This is a genomic window from Pelagimonas varians (assembly GCF_003208435.1).
In the GTDB taxonomy this organism is placed as follows: domain Bacteria; phylum Pseudomonadota; class Alphaproteobacteria; order Rhodobacterales; family Rhodobacteraceae; genus Pelagimonas; species Pelagimonas varians.
In genome coordinates this window covers 83025-101056 of the sequence record NZ_QKMF01000013.1, presented here as the reverse complement: position 1 = coordinate 101056, position 18032 = coordinate 83025, and the positions used below count along the sequence as shown (strand labels likewise).

General features: G+C 56.2%; 16 protein-coding genes. 12 read left to right on the top strand and 4 right to left on the bottom strand.

Translation table 11 applies throughout. From position 1 onward, the window contains the following. Window positions 1-9: 9 nt before the first annotated feature. The 6 genes from C8N36_RS16515 to C8N36_RS16485 all read left to right on the top strand — a co-directional run bounded on the left by C8N36_RS16515 (window position 10) and on the right by C8N36_RS16485 (window position 8189). Window positions 10-738, top strand: a complete 729-nt coding sequence (locus C8N36_RS16515; RefSeq protein ID WP_097805960.1) for an ABC transporter ATP-binding protein — start codon at window positions 10-12, stop codon at window positions 736-738. Then, window positions 731-1438 carry an ABC transporter ATP-binding protein gene (locus C8N36_RS16510; RefSeq protein WP_097805871.1) on the top strand — a complete coding sequence of 236 codons (708 nt, stop codon included), beginning with the start codon at window positions 731-733 and terminating at the stop codon, window positions 1436-1438. The genes C8N36_RS16515 and C8N36_RS16510 overlap by 8 nt, the downstream gene beginning before the upstream one ends. Before the next feature lies 1 nt (window position 1439). Beyond that, a complete protein-coding gene (locus tag C8N36_RS16505; protein WP_097805872.1) occupies window positions 1440-2303 on the top strand; it encodes a branched-chain amino acid ABC transporter permease in 864 nt (287 codons plus the stop codon). Beyond that, on the top strand, window positions 2300-3328 hold the full coding sequence (locus C8N36_RS16500; RefSeq protein ID WP_097805873.1) for a branched-chain amino acid ABC transporter permease: 1029 nt from the start codon (window positions 2300-2302) through the stop codon (window positions 3326-3328). Before C8N36_RS16505 ends, C8N36_RS16500 begins: the two co-directional genes overlap by 4 nt. 12 nt (window positions 3329-3340) lie before the next feature. Then, the gene (gene kce, locus C8N36_RS16495) at window positions 3341-4279 is read left to right on the top strand and encodes a 3,5-dioxohexanoate:acetyl-CoA acetone transferase (RefSeq protein WP_097805874.1); all 939 of its coding nucleotides are present in this window, start codon (window positions 3341-3343) and stop codon (window positions 4277-4279) included. An 829-nt stretch (window positions 4280-5108) separates the two neighbouring features. Further along, a complete protein-coding gene (locus C8N36_RS16485; protein WP_097805876.1) occupies window positions 5109-8189 on the top strand; it encodes a hypothetical protein in 3081 nt (1026 codons plus the stop codon). A 129-nt stretch (window positions 8190-8318) separates the two neighbouring features. On the opposite strand, the gene C8N36_RS16480 is transcribed toward C8N36_RS16485, so the two are convergent. Next, complete coding sequence (locus C8N36_RS16480) at window positions 8319-8906, bottom strand: TetR/AcrR family transcriptional regulator (RefSeq protein ID WP_097805877.1); 588 nt, start codon at window positions 8904-8906, stop codon at window positions 8319-8321. Between the two features lie 78 nt (window positions 8907-8984). On the opposite strand from C8N36_RS16480, the gene C8N36_RS16475 reads away from it, so the two are divergent. Both C8N36_RS16475 and C8N36_RS16470 read left to right on the top strand, forming a co-directional pair. After that, window positions 8985-9302: a hypothetical protein gene (locus tag C8N36_RS16475; RefSeq protein WP_097805878.1), complete on the top strand. Its 318-nt coding sequence runs from the start codon at window positions 8985-8987 to the stop codon at window positions 9300-9302. Window positions 9303-9396: 94 nt separating this feature from the next. Further along, window positions 9397-10695: a homoserine dehydrogenase gene (locus tag C8N36_RS16470; protein ID WP_097805879.1), complete on the top strand. Its 1299-nt coding sequence runs from the start codon at window positions 9397-9399 to the stop codon at window positions 10693-10695. A 32-nt stretch (window positions 10696-10727) separates the two neighbouring features. Here C8N36_RS16470 and C8N36_RS16465 read toward each other — a convergent pair whose 3' ends face one another. Together C8N36_RS16465 and C8N36_RS16460 are read right to left on the bottom strand one after the other, a co-directional pair. Further along, on the bottom strand, window positions 10728-12419 hold the full coding sequence (locus C8N36_RS16465; RefSeq protein WP_211318247.1) for an alpha/beta hydrolase: 1692 nt from the start codon (window positions 12417-12419) through the stop codon (window positions 10728-10730). Further along, entirely contained in the window at window positions 12416-13534 is a 1119-nt protein-coding gene (locus C8N36_RS16460; protein ID WP_097805880.1) for an AI-2E family transporter, read from the bottom strand. The genes C8N36_RS16465 and C8N36_RS16460 overlap by 4 nt, the downstream gene beginning before the upstream one ends. Before the next feature lie 193 nt (window positions 13535-13727). On the opposite strand from C8N36_RS16460, the gene C8N36_RS16455 reads away from it, so the two are divergent. The 4 genes from C8N36_RS16455 to C8N36_RS16440 are packed head-to-tail and all read left to right on the top strand — an operon-like array spanning window position 13728 to window position 17237. Further along, window positions 13728-14522, top strand: a complete 795-nt coding sequence (locus tag C8N36_RS16455; RefSeq protein WP_097805881.1) for a TatD family hydrolase — start codon at window positions 13728-13730, stop codon at window positions 14520-14522. Further along, window positions 14519-15319 (top strand): MBL fold metallo-hydrolase, encoded by an 801-nt coding sequence (locus tag C8N36_RS16450; protein WP_097805882.1) that lies wholly within the window; start codon window positions 14519-14521, stop codon window positions 15317-15319. The genes C8N36_RS16455 and C8N36_RS16450 overlap by 4 nt, the downstream gene beginning before the upstream one ends. Before the next feature lie 38 nt (window positions 15320-15357). Continuing rightward, entirely contained in the window at window positions 15358-16287 is a 930-nt protein-coding gene (locus C8N36_RS16445; RefSeq protein WP_097805883.1) for an AEC family transporter, read from the top strand. 47 nt (window positions 16288-16334) lie between these two features. Then, on the top strand, window positions 16335-17237 hold the full coding sequence (locus tag C8N36_RS16440) for a DMT family transporter (protein ID WP_097805884.1): 903 nt from the start codon (window positions 16335-16337) through the stop codon (window positions 17235-17237). Here the strand turns inward: C8N36_RS16440 and C8N36_RS16435 are convergent. After that, window positions 17197-17886, bottom strand: coding sequence for a thiamine diphosphokinase (locus C8N36_RS16435; protein ID WP_097805885.1), 690 nt, complete (start codon window positions 17884-17886; stop codon window positions 17197-17199). The genes C8N36_RS16440 and C8N36_RS16435 overlap by 41 nt on opposite strands. Window positions 17887-18032: the final 146 nt, after the last annotated feature.

The window sequence follows — 18032 nt, the reverse complement described above, 5'->3', positions numbered from 1 at the left end:
GAGGATTTCATGGGCTCAATTTTGAAATTAGACAGGCTAAGCAAAGCATTTGGCGCTGTGACCGTCGCAGATGCGCTTAGTTACGACGTGCAGCAAGGCGAAGCCTTAGGTGTGATCGGGCCGAACGGGGCGGGCAAGACTTCGATGTTCAACCTAATCACCGGCACCCTGTCACCGAACTCCGGAAAAGTAGAGTTTGCCGGGCAAAACGTGACAAAATGGAATGCCGCACGGCGCAGCCACGCGGGTGTCGCGCGGTCGTTTCAGGTGCCTCAGCCGTTTTCGGGCATGACCGTATTTGAAAACGCAATGATCGCCGCAACGCAATCGGCGGGCTTGCATGGGCATGAGGCCGAGCGGTTCTGCCTTGAGGTTCTAGAACAGACGGAATTGCTTCCCAAAGCCAATGTGCTGGCCGGAAGCCTGACCTTGTTGGAACGCAAGCGGCTTGAATTGACCCGCGCACTTTGTGCCAAACCGAAACTGTTGTTGTTGGACGAAATCGCCGGGGGATTGACCGAGGGCGAATGCGCCTCGCTGGTGCAGACGATCAAAGACATCCACGCCTCGGGCGTGACGATCATTTGGATCGAACACGTGGTGCATGCGCTGTTGGAGGTCGTGGATCGGCTTATTGTGATCGATTTTGGCAAGAAGATTGCCGAGGGTGAGCCGCATGCGATCATGAACAGCCCCGAAGTCAAAGAGATTTACCTGGGGATAGAAGCTGATGCCTGAACCCATCCTTCAGATACAAGCGCTTGACGCGCATTACGGTGACTTTCAAGCGCTTTACGGCGTCGATATGGAGGTTTCCGAAGGTGAGGTTCTTGCCATCATTGGGTCAAACGGGGCCGGCAAGACAACCTTGATGCGGTCGATCACCGGCTTGTTGTCCAATGGACCAAGCCAGATCAAGTACCGCAGCGAAGACATAAGCGGGTTGCGCGCCGATGAAGTCGCCATGCGCGGTTTGGCCATGGTACCCGAGGGGCGGCAGCTGTTCCCGTCACTTTCGGTGCGCGAAAATCTGATGATCGGGGCGCAGGTCGGGCGCAAGGGGCCATGGACCTTGGACGAAGTCTACAAGCTGTTTCCGATCCTTGACGAACGCAAGGACCAACAATCCACATCGCTGTCTGGCGGGCAACAACAGATGGTCGCCATTGGCCGCGCTTTGATGGCCAACCCCGATTTGATCCTGTTCGACGAGATCAGCCTCGGGCTCGCGCCGATTATCATCAAAGACATCTACGACGCGCTGCCGGGCATCATCGGCGAAGGCATGAGCGCTATTATAGTTGAGCAAGACATCAGCAAAGCGCTGTCTGTTTCCTCGCGGGTTTACTGCCTGCAAGAGGGGCGTGTCTCGCTCGAAGGTGCGTCGGATACTGTATCGCGCGAGGATATTTCCCGCGCCTATTTCGGGATTGAATGACATGGACTGGCTGAATGCTGTTGTACAGGGGACCTTGCTGGGCGGGCTATACGCCCTGTTCGCCGCCGGATTGTCGCTGATCTTTGGGGTCATGCGCTTGGTCAATATCGGGCATGGCGATCTTATCGTTTTGGCGGCCTATCTGGGTTTGACCGTCACCACCGCAACGGGAATGCATCCGCTTTTTGCGCTGATTGTTGTGGTGCCGACGATGGCTGTGATTGGCTACGTGCTGCAGCGCGGGTTGTTGAACCAGACGCTGGGCGACGATCTGTTGCCGCCTTTGTTGGTGACTTTCGGACTAAGCGTCATTTTGCAAAATGGTCTGCTCGAGATCTACTCCGCCGACCCACAAAAGTTGGAAGCAGGCGCGCTTGAAACTGCAAGCTTTGCCGTGGGCGGCCTTAACCTTGGTGTGTTGCCAGTTTTGACTTTTGCGGTCGCCGTCGCGGTGATCTGGGGTCTGCAATGGACCTTTTACCACACCGCATTGGGCCGTGCGTTCCGCGCCGTTTCAGACAATCAAGACATTGCGCAGCTGATGGGCCTGAACCGGCGCCACATCTTTGGGGTCGCAATGGCGCTGGCGCTGGGGGTGACGGCGATTGCCGGAATCCTGCTGGGCATCCGCACCAGCTTTGACCCATCCATTGGCGGCGGGCGTTTGATCTTTGGCTTTGAGGCTGTGATCATCGGCGGGCTCGGCAATCTCTGGGGGACACTGGCCGGTGGCGTGATCCTTGGGGTGGCGCAAACCGTCGGGGCCAAGATTGATCCGGGTTGGCAGGTCCTATCTGGTCACATCGCCTTTCTAATCATCCTTGCCATCCGCCCCAATGGCCTCTTCCCGAGGATTTCAGCATGACCCTACAGGATTATCACGTCACTCGATCCTCAAATGCGGCCCGTGTCGCGGCCATTCTAGGCGCGCTTGCCCTTGTCATCCTTGTGGCCGCGCCTTGGTGGGCAGGCCGCGCCGATATGCGGCTGATGGGGGAGCTGTTTCTCTATCTTGCTCTGGCGAGCTTGTGGAATCTGATGGCGGGTTATGCCGGATTGGTTTCGGTGGGGCAGCAGGCTTTTGTGGGGTTTGGTGGCTATATGTTGTTCGCCCTGACCATGTTTGCCGGGCTGCACCCGATTGCCGCGATAGTCTGCGCCGGTGTGCTTGGGGCTTTGGTCTCGATCCCCGTGGCGGTTCTGATCTTTCGTCTGCGCGGGGCCTATTTCGCCATCGGCACTTGGGTCATCGCCGAAGTGTTCCGCCTTGGGTTTGCGCAAATCTCCTCCCTCGGCGGCGGATCGGGCTCATCGCTTCCGGTGGCTATCGTCAAATCCTTGGCCTCGAAACGCGCCATGCGTGAATCGCTAAGCTATTGGTTGGCGCTTGGGGCCGCAGTCATTGTTGTCACTGCTGTCTATTTGTTCCTGCGCTCCCGCAAGGGGCTGGCCCTGACCGCGATCCGCGACAATGAACTGGCGGCAGGCAGCCTTGGCATCGATATCTGGCGTACCAAATTCATCGTTTATGTTGTCACCTCAGCCCTGACGGCAATGATCGGCGCGCTCATCTTTCTGCAAAAACTGCGGATTTCACCGGACGCGGCATTTTCTGTCAACGACTGGACCGCCTTCGTGATCTTTATCGTGGTGATCGGTGGCATCGGTACGATCGAAGGCCCGATCATCGGCACGCTGGTGTTCTTTGCCCTGCGCGAAACCCTTGCCGATCTGGGGACCATTTACCTGATCGTTCTGGGCGTGGTGGCCATTGTGATGATGCTCAAAGCCCCCAAGGGCATTTGGGGCCTGATCCGCAGCCGCTTTGACCTGCAACTTTTCCCGCTGGGCTATCGCGTTATCGCCCCCGGCAAATCCGACAAATCCTAAGGAGCACGCCCAATGGCACGCCAGAAAAAGACTATCATCACCTGCGCCATCACAGGGGCCATCCATACGCCCACCATGTCGGACGCCCTGCCCTATACCTATGACGACATTGCGCAGCAGGCCATGGATGCGGCCGAGGCCGGGGCGTCGATCCTGCACCTGCATGCGCGCGACAATGAAACCGGCGCACCCTCGGTCGATATCAAGGATTTTGCCCCTTTCCTGCCGCGGATCAAACAGGCGACGGATGCAGTGGTGAATATCTCGACCGGCGGGTCACTGACCCTGTCCATTCAGGATCGGATCAACCCGGCCAAGACCTTTAGCCCAGAGATGTGTTCGATGAACATGGGGTCGATGAACTTTTCGTTCCACCCGCTGGCGAACCGCTACAAGGACGATGATTGGAAGTTCGATTGGGAAAAGGATTATGTCGCCAATTCCGACGGCAACATTTTTCGCAACACCTTTCGCGATATCAAAGAAGCAGCTGAAACGCTTGCTCCGCATGACATCAAATTCGAACATGAGTGTTACGATGTCGGGCATCTCTACAACCTGAAATTCTGCATGGACATCGGGTTGTTCAAGGCCCCGGTTTTCATTCAGTTTATCTTTGGCATCCTCGGTGGCATCGGCCCCGAGGTCGACAACCTCGTCTTTATGAAGCGGACAGCTGACCGTCTGTTTGGCGATGATTATCGTTGGTCGGTTTTGGGTGCCGGAGGCTCACAGATGTCACTAGGCACCACGGCCACCCAGATGGGCGGCAATGTTCGCGTTGGTTTGGAGGATAGCTTGTTCATCTCACGCGGAAAACTGGCCGAAAGCAACGCCAGCCAGGTCGCCAAAATTCGGCGCATCGTCGAGGACCTTGGCTGTGAAGTGGCCACCCCTGATGAGGCACGTGAGCTGCTTGACTTGAAGGGGGGCGACCGCGTGGCGTTTTAGGTCAAGCCTGAACCAAGTCAGCGCTATGGTCAGCCCGCAAGTGAGGCCCCAACTTGAGTGGAAATCCACTGCCTGCAGAGAACCTCGCCGTTTGGTATTGAAACTTTTCAATCCCAATTTTGACAGATCATCTCCGCTGTCAAAAGACGTTCCGAACCCTATTCATGAACGTCTGCTTTGGTGAGGTTTCTGCGCAGCATTTTCAGCATCAGACAAAGTCGAATTCAGGCGGTCCGGCCCAAAACCCGGTTCAGTTGACAATCTCACTGCGGGCGACCCGAAACACGCCAATATTTGTATGTAATCAAACAAACTGGCAACTGTACCGGCCATCTTCAAGTTTCCCCGTGCCGGTACAGTTCCAAATGCAACTTTACCGTCAAAGGCCACCTTGCCCCCTTTCAAACAGGTGTTTGAAGCCCTGTTTACAAAGGCTTTTTGGCGCAGTCTGCCCATCAGACCACGGGAATACTGCTTCGACGCCAAATCAGCAAAAGGGACCTGGTTAGGACACTTTGTGTAAAACTTGGCACAGCTGCCTCTACCAGACTTACCGGCGGAAATGTTCCAATACTTGCAATGCTATCTGACATATTTCCGGTGTCCTCCGCGCTTTTCCAGTATCGCTGTAAAACTGAGTATTCCCGACACCAAACTTGGTCCAAACTTGCCCGGTCCAACGCCGGCATTTCGGGTTTAGCTCGCGCCCTGTGGCAACACGTTTAAAATGACTCGACAGCCAACAAAAGCATCACTTAGGTTGCATTAGGCGCTTTTCGCCCGTTTCTAACGACCCATTTTTGATTTTTTTTTTGAAAGGAGGCGCGACATGCGCCCGCTGCTTTTTGTTTTCTTTACGGGCTTTGCAAGCTCGATCTCTATGCCCGCTGCCGCAGAGCTTGTTTTTCAACAAAACCAAATTGCCGGAGTCTCGGCGGGAGCTGTCCTCAATGACGGTGCGGCACAAATCGCCTCGTCTCTTGGTGTACCGACAGAGGATCTGGCGCAATTGCGGTCCGGCCAATCCCTTGTGCTGGACAACCTAAGCAAAACCGAAACCCAAACATATGAGTACTTCAAGCGACTATACCCAGATTTCGAAACCGATTTCGCCTCCGATTTTACCAATTCTTTCGCAACGAGTTATAGCTCTGCCTGGACCAAAATAAATCTGGAAGGACAAAGCGTCACCATGGGCACGGGGTTTGCCCATGATGATTTGCAGACCCGCCTGCCCGCCCGAACCCGCCTGCCGTTAACTGCCCGATTGATAGTGGATCCGCGCAATGACTTCGCCCCTGGAGGGCTAAGCAAAGGCAACGAACAATCAATAAAGGTGATCATTCTTGATGAAGACGGCCAACGCTGGCTTCTCGACCTTTCCGAAAATGGCCGCAACGAATGGCAAGTCGATACACCGGTATTGGCCGATGCCGCTGACGGCGTAACACTTGATCCCAATAGCGCCGCCCGTGTCGGAAGCCGCCTCGTTGCAATCTCCAGTAGCGGCGATTCCATTTGGGTATCCGACAATGACGGAGCAGATTGGCGCAAGGTCGCCCGCAACGACCCTGCATTTGACGAAGGGCGCAAAGACGTGATGCGCGGCCGCGGATTTGACGATGCCCGATTGCGCGCTCAAGTCATACAACTGTTCGAATCTCTCTCTGATGAAAGAGAAATGCCCAGCGCTGCTGAGATCGAAGACTTGGTTTGGAACAAACGCAGGTCTGTTCAAACCATTCACGCTTTTCGGTCCCACCCCACCGATCCAGACCTTGTTTATGCATCTTTCTCAGGTGGAAATCTGGGCGAGCTGCGGTTGGACAATCTGATTTCCACGCGTGACAGTTTTGCGGCAAAAACGGAATATTTCTCTGCCCCCTATTTGGACGAATGGAATGGCAACAAAGATCCGGTGGCGGATTTTTCAGTGCGCCCTGTCGCAACATCCGGGTCTGGGCAAGGCGCTGCAACAGTCCGGCGGGCGGCCATGGTCTTGCCCCAAGATGCCCGCCCGCGCGACATTCTTGCCCGATCCGAAGAAGACTTTAACGCATGGCGACGCGATGTACTGGATAGCTGGGGGCCATCAAGCATTGCAGTTTTCAGCGATAGCGAGACAGGGTTTGCCTTTGAACGAACCTCTTCCCAAGACCTCAAAGCCCAGTTTCGCCGTGTGTTTCACGGCGGAGATGGTCAGATCACCTATGCCGTCGATGATATCGGGACTCTTTTCTACTCCGTAGATCTGGACAGCCGAGCAACCGACAACTCCACCTTCGATCTGGCCCGCGAACGCGCGTCAGATGAAGTCGAGCGCGCCAGACAAGCCTTCAATCAAGGCGTCAAGGAAGCAAAGGATGCGGACCGTCCCTTGCCTCATTTCACCCCCGGATTTCCGACCCTTCGGACGTACAACACGATTTCTCAATTGCACTGGACACCGCTTGACCGGGATCTGGTCGCCGCAACCGGCACCAAATCCGGGGTGTGGGTATTGCTACATTCAGGTCGGATGCGTCATTACCAAGCCCCGCCCCTTTCGGCAGCAACCCAAGGGAACCTGCGCCCGGCACCGGACGCTCTTTTGACCCTGAAAAGCATGTTAAGCGACGCAATTCAGGAACGCGATCTATTGGCCGGAGTGATGGACACCTATCTTGCGGGCGTTGCAGACACCCGGCGACTCACGGCCTTGGATCTGGCAAAATTCCGGCTGGCTTTGCGTCTGGAGGCCGGCGGGTTTACCAGTAGAACCACCACGGTCGGCGGGGATGGAACCCCTACAGGAGACGCTATTTTGAGCGGTGTCGCGGCCTTGGTGTCAGAGGTTCCCTTTGCGGCGACATTTCTGAATATTGCCAATTTTGCGTTGGGACAGGCCCGATCAGCCAGCGACACCCCCCGCGTCATAGCCAACCCGCAAGCTGCGGGATTCAGCGCGTTGCAGGTGGCGGCCGCACTGGATACGGAACTGAAGACCGCTTTCAACCAGCGCGAACAAGCCATCCGTTTTGCGCGTCAGGTCTGTTTGGCCAGCCCGCGCACCCGTGCAGCCTGTCTCGATCAACGCGGATTGATCTCTCAACCGTCCGATCCTTTGAAAGCAAGTGGTTACGCCACCCAGTACTTGCCCGCTGTTGCGGCTCAAAACATTTTACAATCGCGCTATATCTCACAGGTGCGCATCGCACGCGCCCAAGCACGGTGTCTGATGTGGCAAGAACTGCTGCCACGCATGGGGTTCTTGTATGGCGGAACCATCACCCCCGGATATAGCACCTTTGAAGTTGACGACAGAGAAGACGGAAAATTCACCGGAATCGATGACGGCACATCGTTTGTATTTGGCCCGCTAGGGGCCGAAGAACCCGTCGTTCCATTCATGGTGACCCAAGCCTTCCCCCCTATACTGAACAAAATTGAGGTCGCAACGGCGTGGACATTGCGAACCGGCACTTTGGGTGTCAGCGCCCCGTTGGTGCGAACCGCGCTTGATACAGACGGTTTGGCCGGTGATTTTGTACCGGGGCCCATAGGCCTCCCGCTGAATGGACCAAACCAGCTTGGGGTTTCGGACATCTTCTTTAGCTGCGGTACGCAGGGTGCCAAAGCCCTTCTTGGCAGCTTGGATCGCTACACCGAAGGTGTCACAGCGCTAGAATCTTTTACAGTCAATAGCGGTGGTAAACGATGGGGGCTGCCTCGCATGGCTGAAGACTTCGGCTTCCCTGACACGCAGGATAAACGCGATGACCTCATGAAGCTGGACAGTTTTGAAACCCCAGAGAATAAGGTGATTCCGATTGCGGGCCCTGTTGCGCGGTCCCAACACTATTTTGGCGGCACATCGGTTTGGCCGGAAAACTGGCTTGCTGTGGACGCTATCGAAAAACAGCTCCCGTAATTTTGCCATTTCCTGAATGGTTAGAAGCAACGCAAACCAATTTTTGATGTCGTTGTTACCGGGGCGACCGGAACTTGCAAACACAGGCAGTTTCGGTCGTCATCGTTTGTCGCATCCCCCCGGAGCGGGTCAGGCCCCTACAACCTTGCGCACCATATTCCAATAAAGCTCCGAGACCTCCTCCGGAGACAGACGGCCATCCGGCCGATACCAAGTCGTAATCCCGGTCAGCATGGCAATCACCGCCAAAGTGGTGACTTTGGAATCAGGCACATCAAAGATACCTTCGGACAGGCCCGCCGCCAAAATCGCCTCAAGGTGGTTTTCATATGACCGGCGCAGCGCCTCGATGGTTTCAAAATTCTCAGGCGTTAGGTTACGCAATTCCATATAGGCGATAAAAATCTCATCGGCGCGGCCCATGTGGAACGTGATGTGGAAATCGACAAATGCGCGCAATCGGGCCATCGCATCCCCTTGAGATACCCGCTCGGAGCATGCAGCAAGCAGTTCATCCATGTGGGCCTTCATCAGCGAAAACAGCAGATCTTGCTTGTCAGGGGTATAGTTATACAGCGCTCCGGCTTGCAATCCGACTTCGCGGGCGATCTGGCGCATTGATACTGCCGCATAGCCATGTTCGGCAAACAGCTTTAGCGCCGCTGCGCGAACGCGCGGCCTTGTGATTTCAGAGTGACTGCCTTGGGTACGTGCCATATGGCATAATTATATGAACACGCGTTCAAATCAACCCGAATGCTTGCCCCGCGCGCGAGGTTGCGGCATGAGTATAACATGTCAATCTACTCGTGCCTTTCCGCATTGTTTTTGAGCGCTCTGCTGGCTGGCTGTACGCAGTTCCCCGAACTGGATAGCAGCCAGACCCCGGGCGTGTTCGATGCACCCTACCCCCAGCTTGTTCCATTGGACGATTTGATCAACGGGGCACCACCGCGTGCCACGGCCGACATGATCGGAAGCGTGACAGGGCGCGCCGCTGGCTTGCGCGCACGGGCTGTGCGGATCAAACGTTTGCCTGTGGGGCCTTCTTCCGGAACTGACCGCCGTGTTGCACAGCTTCGACAAAAAGCGGCGCAATTAAGGGCACAGTAACCACGCTTTGGCCATCAAAAGCCTCTTGCCGTTGCACCCGATCCGTTCTGCCGCTAAGCGAGCATAAACAAGATAAATTCCGAAGGAGCCTTTGATGTCAGACCAGCAATCCAGCCCCCTGCGCCTTGGTATCGCCGGTCTTGGGACTGTCGGGGCCGGCGTGGTCAAGATCGTGCGCCAAAAGGCGGCCTTGCTTGAGGCCCGCAGTGGCCGCGCTGTTATCGTGACCGCCGTATCGGCCCGCAATCGCGACAAAGATCGCGGTGTCCCTTTGACTGATTACGCCTGGGAAGATGATCCCGTTGCCCTGGCCACCCGCGATGACGTTGACGTTTTTGTTGAATTGATGGGCGGCAGCGATGGTCCGGCCAAAGCCGCGACAGAAGCCGCGTTAAGTGCTGGCAAAGACGTTGTCACAGCCAACAAGGCGATGCTGGCGCACCACGGGCAGGCGCTGGCCGAACTGGCCGAGTCCAAAGGCGCAGTCCTGCGGTTCGAAGCTGCGGTTGCTGGCGGCATTCCAATCATCAAAACCTTGACCGAGAGCCTTGCCGGCAATCAAATCGAGCGAGTGATGGGCGTGATGAACGGCACTTGCAATTACATCCTGACCCGGATGGAAGACGCAGGTCTGTCCTACGACGAAGCCTTTGCCGAAGCGGACGGGCTTGGGTATCTGGAGGCTGATCCAAATCTGGACGTTGGCGGCATTGATGCTGGACACAAGCTGTCTTTGATCGCGGCCATTGCTTTCGGCACACAGGTCAATTTTGACGCGGTCGAGCTAGAAGGCATTGGCCGCGTAACGATCGAAGACATCCGCCAAGCAGCGGACATGGACTATCGCATCAAACTGTTGGGTGTCACACGGTATACCCGCCGCGGGCTTGAGCAAACCATGACTCCCTGCCTTGTTCCGGCGGCGTCTCCTTTGGGGCAGCTGCAAGGCGGCACCAATATGGTGGTGGTCGAGGGCGATCAGGTTGGCCAGATTGTGCTGCGCGGTGCCGGTGCAGGCGAAGGCCCGACCGCAAGTGCGGTGATGGGCGACGTGATGGACATCGCGCGCGGATTGCGGTTGACCACTTTCGGCCAGCCCGCCACAACATTGCGCGCTGCGACACCCGCCAAGGCAGCCGTGTCAGCGCCCTACTATCTGCGCATGGCCTTGCAGGACAAGCCCGGCGCGTTGGCCAAAGTCGCGACTGTCTTGGGCGAGGCAGGCGTTTCCATCGACCGGATGCGCCAATACAGCCACGAAGATGCCAGCGCGCCGGTGCTGATCGTCACCCATAAAACAACGCGCTCCGCACTGGATCACGCTTTGGCCGCGCTACCTGCCACAGGTGTTATGGCAACTGACCCTGTCGCATTGCGGATTGAAAAGGTCTGATTCCAAACCGCTTTTAAGTGCGCGCGGCGGGGTTACTGCGCTGAGCGCGCCTTTAGATGGTCTGCCAAATCTTCTGATTTTTGTGTGGTCCATGTCTCTGGTTCAAGCAATCCGTGCCACGCTCGCATATAGTCTATGGGCGCATAGTTGTGACCAAACCCCTGTACCTGCACCGCAATCGTCATATCCAAAGCCGTTTGCAGCATTGTGACAACCGGTACCCAGAGCAAATCGGGAGACACATCTTGCGCCCGGTCTTCCTTGTACCAATCGGGGCGTTTAAAGGCAGATTCGTAGGAAAACATCACAATTGGATCACTGGCGTACTGCAAGAAGACCATTCTGATTGGCCCCCAATCAGCCAAACCGCTTTCGAAATCATGGAATTGATCAATCGCCTGCACCAAAGACCCGTTGCCAAAACGCGGACGCCACGTCGGGCTACCCGCCCCGCGCCCATCACGGACGGTTTTCCAAACAGGGCTCAGAAAAGGCGAACCGACCCACAGCGCCCCTTGGATTGGATCGGACAACATATCCAACCACCGCACGGTCGATTGGGTGTTAAAGGCCCCCTGACTAAGACCGAATACATAGAATTTGGGCCGTGTGTCTTTCGGGAGGTTGGTCCAGTATTTATAAATCGTGTCAAAGACGGCCTCGGTTTGTTCAAGCCCCAATTCGGGATGAAGCACCAATGCCAGCGGGCTGCTGAGATAAGAAAACTGAACCCCAACCGTCGCCACATCGCCGCCCAGCATAATGTCTAGCGGATCATGCGAATTGGGATCCATCCAGCCCGTGCCTGTCGGGCTGGCGACAACAAGCACAGACCGGTCAAATGCGCCAACACGAATGAGTTCGGCCAAAGCAAGATCAGCCCGCTCTTGATAGGTCTCGGCTGATCGCCTGCCGACATACACACGGATCGGGTCCATCGCGGGCGCGCCTGTAAGCTCTTCGATTTCGGCCTTGGTCGGGGCAGAGGCCACAAATGCCCGCCCCTGACGCCCCAATTCATCCCACTCCAACAAGGATTTGTCGCTGCCCGTGCGCACGGCTTGCACTGGACGTGGAATATCAGGGTCAACAAAGTGATCGGCGGCCTCTTGGGCTTTGTCCACAGCCTGGATTGCAAACCGGACAGCGGTGCCCTCGATCAAAGACCAAAACAACAACCCGCCAGCCAGAATTCCGGAGACCAATGCCACTCGCGGTGGAACCACCCGACTGATTTGCCGGTCAATGCGGCTGACGGCCATCCAGAACAGTCGGGCCAACACCCAAACAGCTGCAAAAACCGCTGCTGCTGTCGATATGATCGCGAAAATCAATCCACCATCCAGATCCGGCAGTCCGGACACTTTGCGGGTTGCATTTGTCCATCCGTCCGCGTGCAACAAGGCGTAAGTCACAATGACCGTCGCGGCCAGCAGCACCACCCATTTCGGCAACGTCTTGCGGTTTTCCTTTGGGACAACAAATTGCAAAGCCCGCACCAGCCATACCAGCCCCAAACCCAGTTCATAGCCGACCCCCGTGATAACACCTGATGCAACCCCTTGAATAAAAGGCAGCCGGGCCGACAAAGACGGCATCAAAGAGGCCAGAAAGAAAAGCGAGGCCAAGAGCAACCCGACTTCTGACAAAGAGCGAAACCGGACCAGACCATATTTTTCCCATTCCGGCACAGGTTCAGTTGTATTCACTGGTTTTTGGGTCACTCGCTAACCTCCTTCAGGGGCTCGGCCTGAATATTGGGGATGTCAATATCACCGGACAGGAAGACCGCGATCGGAAAAGTCCCCGGAAATGCTGCGCAGATAATCGCAATCGCCGATGTCAAAGGGACGGCTAAAATCGCCCCGACCAATCCCCAAAGCGACGTCCAGGCCACGAGAGAGACCAAAACCACAAACGGCGAGATATTGACCCGCCGCCCAACCAGCCACGGTTCCATAAAGTTGCCGATTGCAACCTGCACAGCCGTCATCGAGGCCGCCAACAGCAATGTTACACTGAACGCACCCAACTGGCCGAGGCTGATCAGCACCGGAAACAAAACCGCAATCCAAGATCCAAGGTAGGGGATGTAGTTCAGCACACCGATCAGCACCGCCCAGAACAGCGCAAAATCAATATTGAACAAGCGTAGAACACCGTAAGAAATCACAGCCAGAATGATATTGATCAGCGTTTTGACCAACAAATAGTCGGCGATGCGGCCGTTGATCGTTGAAATAATCTCAACCGCGCGCAGCGATTGTTCAGACCCCTTAAAAGCCCGTGCGATCTTGCGGGGAAAGGTTTCAAATTCCGACAAAAGAAACGCCGAATACATCGAAATGAGAAACAGCGTGCCGCCAACGCTACCGACGGAACTGAACGTTTTGAGCATCACACTTTGCAGATCCAGAGAATCGCTGATCTTTGCCCAAACATTCGGCCAGACGGGGTATTCTGCCAGACCAAACTGCCCCGCGACCTGTGTCACCAACGCTTCGAGGTTCTTTTCATAGGTTGGCAAAACCTGCACTATGCGGTCAAACATACCCGCCAGATACAGCCCCAACACCAGACAGGCTGCGGCCAGAAGCGCCAAGACCAAAGCCCGGCGCAACCCGCGCGGAAACCGGCCAGTGATCGGCAAAGTGCCCAACCAATCCGCCGCCCGCGCCAACAGCACGGAAAACAGGATGGCAACGACAATTGGCATCAAGATCCCACGCGCAAAATAAAGGCTCGCGACAAGCAGGAAAACAAACAGCGATCCCCCCACAACACTGGGCGTCATCAACCGACGCCTTTGAGGTTCATGCACGATAGGAGGTTGTGTCATTTCAGCCTGCTTTCTTGTTGCATCCGAGTGTTATCGCAATTTTCACACTACCGCCACGCTGATACGAAATGCGCTATTTTTTGTTGGTCGCTCCGGTGTTTTTGCAGGAAACAGTCCATTGCGGCAGCCCTGCGCCCCACCCCGTCTTGACCCTGCGCGCAGCTTCCCCGATACCTCCGAACAAGGAGTTCCCATGACCATCACCATCACTGACAGCCACTGCCACCTAGATTTTCCGGATTTCGACGAGGAGCGGAGCGAGATCATAACCCGCGCGGTTGAGGCGGGCGTGACACGGATGGTCACGATTTGCACACGTTTGCGCAATGAACCGCAGGTTCGCGCCATCGCCGAAGCACACGCACCGGTTTTCTATGCCGCAGGCACCCATCCGATGAGCGCCGCCGAAGAGCCGCTGGCCACGGTGGATGAACTGGTGGCCATGGCCCAGCACCCAAAATTTGTAGGGATTGGCGAAACCGGTCTGGATTATCACTACACCGCCGAAAGCGGTCAAATTCAGCGGGACAGCCTGCGCGTTCACATCGAAGCAGCCCAAGAAACCGGCCTTCCGCTGATCATTCACGCCCGTGCTGCCGACGACGATATGGCACGCATTTTAAGCGAGATGCACAAAGCCAAGCCCTATACATGTGTTATGCACTGCTTTTCCAGCTCGGCTGAACTTGGCCGCGCCGCATTGGATCTTGGGTTCTACCTATCTATGTCGGGCATTGCTGCCTTTCCAAAAAGTCAGGAGTTGCGGGATATCTTTGCCACCGCGCCGCTGGACCGCATTTTGGTGGAAACAGACAGCCCCTATTTGGCCCCGCCCCCCTTTCGCGGCAAACGCAATGAACCGTCTTATGTGGTGAACACGGCTAAAATCGGGGCGGATGTCTTTGGACTGCGCTACGAGGAATTCGCCAAAGCCACCGAAGCCAATTTCGACCGGCTGTTTTCAAAAGCTGTGCAGGCCCCGGCATGAGCGGCGAGCTGCGCTTTACCATTTTGGGCTGCGGTAGTTCGGGCGGGGTTCCGCGTCTTGGCGGGCATTGGGGGGCCTGTGATCCCGCCAATCCCAAGAACCGCCGCCGCCGTTGCTCCCTATTGATCGAGCGCGAGACACAAGACGGTACAACCACGGTGCTGATCGACACCACGCCGGATATGCGCAGCCAGCTTTTGGATGCCGGCGTCGGCAATCTGGATGCTGTGATCTGGACGCATTCACATGCCGACCACGTGCATGGCATTGATGATTTGCGCCAGATCGTTTTCAACACCCGCGAACGGCTGAGTGTTTGGGCAGACGGTCCCACGCAAAACGATCTGATTTCCCGTTTTGGCTATGTCTTTGTCCAGCCCGAAGGATCCCCCTACCCGCCGATCCTGAACTTGCACACAATTGACGGGCCAGTGACGATTTCAGGCGCTGGCGGCGACATCTCTTTGACCCCGTTCGAAGTCAATCATGGCGCAATCGATGCGCTCGGCTTTCGCATCGGCGATCTGGCTTATTTGCCCGATGTTGCCACGATCCCGGATGAGGTTTGGCCACATCTGGAAAATCTGGATTGCTGGATATTGGATGCACTGCGCCGCGCGCCGCATCCAACCCACGCCCATCTTGATCTGGCGTTGGAATGGATTGACCGGATGAAACCCCGCCGCGCCATATTGACCAATATGCACATTGATCTGGATTATGCCGAAATCGAGGCCGAGACCGCCGATCACATAACACCTGCCTATGACGGCATGGTTATCCGCTACGCGCTGTAATTTCTGCAGCGCTTTGACTTTTACGGGACGACATTACCATGCAGGCGCTGATTGACGTCATTTTACCGGTCTTCCTTGTAATCGGAGCGGGCTACGGTGCGGTCTACATGGGCTGGTTTTCTGATGCCTCTGTTGACGGGCTGATGTCCTTTACCCAACACTTTGCCATTCCATGCCTTTTGTTTCGCGCCATTTGGACGCTAGACCCCGGCCCTGACTTTGATCCCAATGTCTTGTTCAGTTTCTACACAGGGTCCGCTACGTGTTTTGCCGTAGGCCTTATGGGCGCGCGCTATATTTTCAATCGCGATTGGGAAGACGCAGTGGCAATTGGATTTTGCGGGCTGTTTACCAACTCGGTCCTGACCGGATTGCCTATAACCGAACGCGCCTATGGGGTTGATGCCTTGCAGGCGAATTATGTCATTGTCGCCATGCATTCCCCCTTTTGCTACGGCCTGGGCATCACCGCAATGGAGCTGGCCCGCGCACGCGGCACCCCCGCGCGCCATGTCCCCGGCAAAATCATCCGCGCCATGTTTCGCAATGCATTGGTGATTGGCATTATGCTCGGAGCCTTTGCCAACCTGAGCAATATATATGTACCGAGCACGGTCACCGATGCGCTGGACATGATGGTGCGCGCCGCTCTGCCCACTGCTTTGTTCGGGATGGGGGGCGTTCTGTTTCGGTACCGCCCCCAAGGTGATGGCCGTGTGATCGCATTTATCGTTGTTATTTCCCTGCTGCTGCATCCGGCTATTGTCTGGATGATGGGATCAGCAACACAGCTTTCGACACCGGCCTTCCGATCTGCGGTTTTGACGGCCGCTATGGGGCCAGGCATCAACGCCTATGTCTTTGCCAATATGTATGGCCGCGCCATGAGAGTCGCCGCGTCATCGGTCCTATTGGCAACTGCGCTGTCGGTTCTATCGGTCGCTGTCTGGTTGATGCTGCTGCCCTAGCCGCCTTACGCCTTGCAGACCGCATCCGCCGCGCCTAGCGTGCACGCATGACCACTTCCCACAATGATCGCCCTTTGCTTGGCATCAGTTTGATGCTCGGCTTTTGTGTCCTCATCCCCTACAGCGACGCCTTGGCCAAGCTGTTGGGCCCACATCTGTCTGTCGGGCAGTTGGTCACCCTGCGTTTTATCTTCCAAGGCCTGATCTTGATTCCGCTGACAATCGCAACCCGGCGGCACTGGCGGGCCAGCGGCGCAACCCTTGGCTGGATCTTTGCGCGCACAATGTTGCAAGTGCTTGGGATCGGGTTGATGTATTCATCACTGATGTATTTGCCGCTGGCCGATGCGGTCGCAATCGCCTTTGTTATGCCCTTTATCATGTTGCTATTGGGCCATTGGTTCTTGGGCGAAGAAGTGGGTGCCAGACGCCTGATTGCCTGCGGCGTCGGCTTTGTCGGCACTTTGTTGGTGGTACAACCTGCGTTTAGTGATGTCGGGTGGCCGGCCCTTCTTCCGCTTGGGGTTGCCTTGGCCTTTGCCGCTTTCATGCTGATCACGCGCAAAATCTCGGGTGCAACCGATCCGGTCGGGATGCAGGCGCTATCGGCACCTCTGGCGCTGCTGGTCTTGATCCCGCTCCATTTGATGCCATTGGATTTACCGATGCTGACTTGGGTCATGCCCGAGGCTGATATCTGGCTATTGGTGGTGGCTATGGGATTTGTCGGCACATTCGGCCATCTGCTGATGACATGGTCCCTGCGCTATGCGCCTGCCGCAACCTTGGCACCGATGCAGTATCTGGAAATTCCGGCGGCCACTTTTGTCGGCTGGATGATTTTTGGCGATTTGCCTGGCACGCTGGCCAGCGTTGGGATCGCCATTACCATGGCATCGGGCTTTTACATTATACTCCGCGAGCGGGCCACGTTGCGCCAGTCGTCGTAAGCCCGTCCAGGAGCGGCTCGAGGCATTCGGGCGGCAGAATGAGCAACATCTGCGGCGTGTCAAATGTCAGCTCCACCGGCCCCGACACTTCGTTCGAAGTGCCGATACGGCCATTTGGTTCAAACCCGATCCCATCGATCGGCCAGCGCAACCCCTGTGATTGTCCTGACACCGGCCCCATTGGAAACAAGGAAAACCGCGTTCCAGTGGGCAAGCTCAGCGCAAGCCGCGGCGGAGCAATCATAACGATGTCATGCGCGCCTACAAGAATACAACGCTGCTCGGGCCTGCGCACCAAAACCGTAAAAGCCGCCAGCTGATGATCTACCCGTGCCCCAAGGAACCCGTGCGCCAAGATCAAGGGCGCATCGATGTTTCGAAGACATTTGTCAAAATCGGTGCTGTTCTGCTCAGATATGTGATGCAGCACACCCGGGGCCAATTGCGCCTGCAAGGCCGGATCAAGCGAATCCATATCGCCAATCACCGAATCGGGCATCCGTCCAAGGCCCAGCACCCGCGCAGCGCCGCCATCAGCTGCCACAACCAAATGTGGCAGTGTCAATGCATTGGTTAACGCCCCTTTCGGGCAGTCCCCGCCACCGACCAACAAAACAGGGCTCAAAGAGTGAACAATTTTAGAATTCATGTCGGATTAATGGCCTTTTGGGAAACAGATCACAATCTAGCCACGAAATGATACGCTGATGATCACAGATTCGATCAGCTTTCGACGCGGTCTACATGGTAAACACATTGTTGCAGTACGAATGAAAGTGAGCAGCACATGGTGAG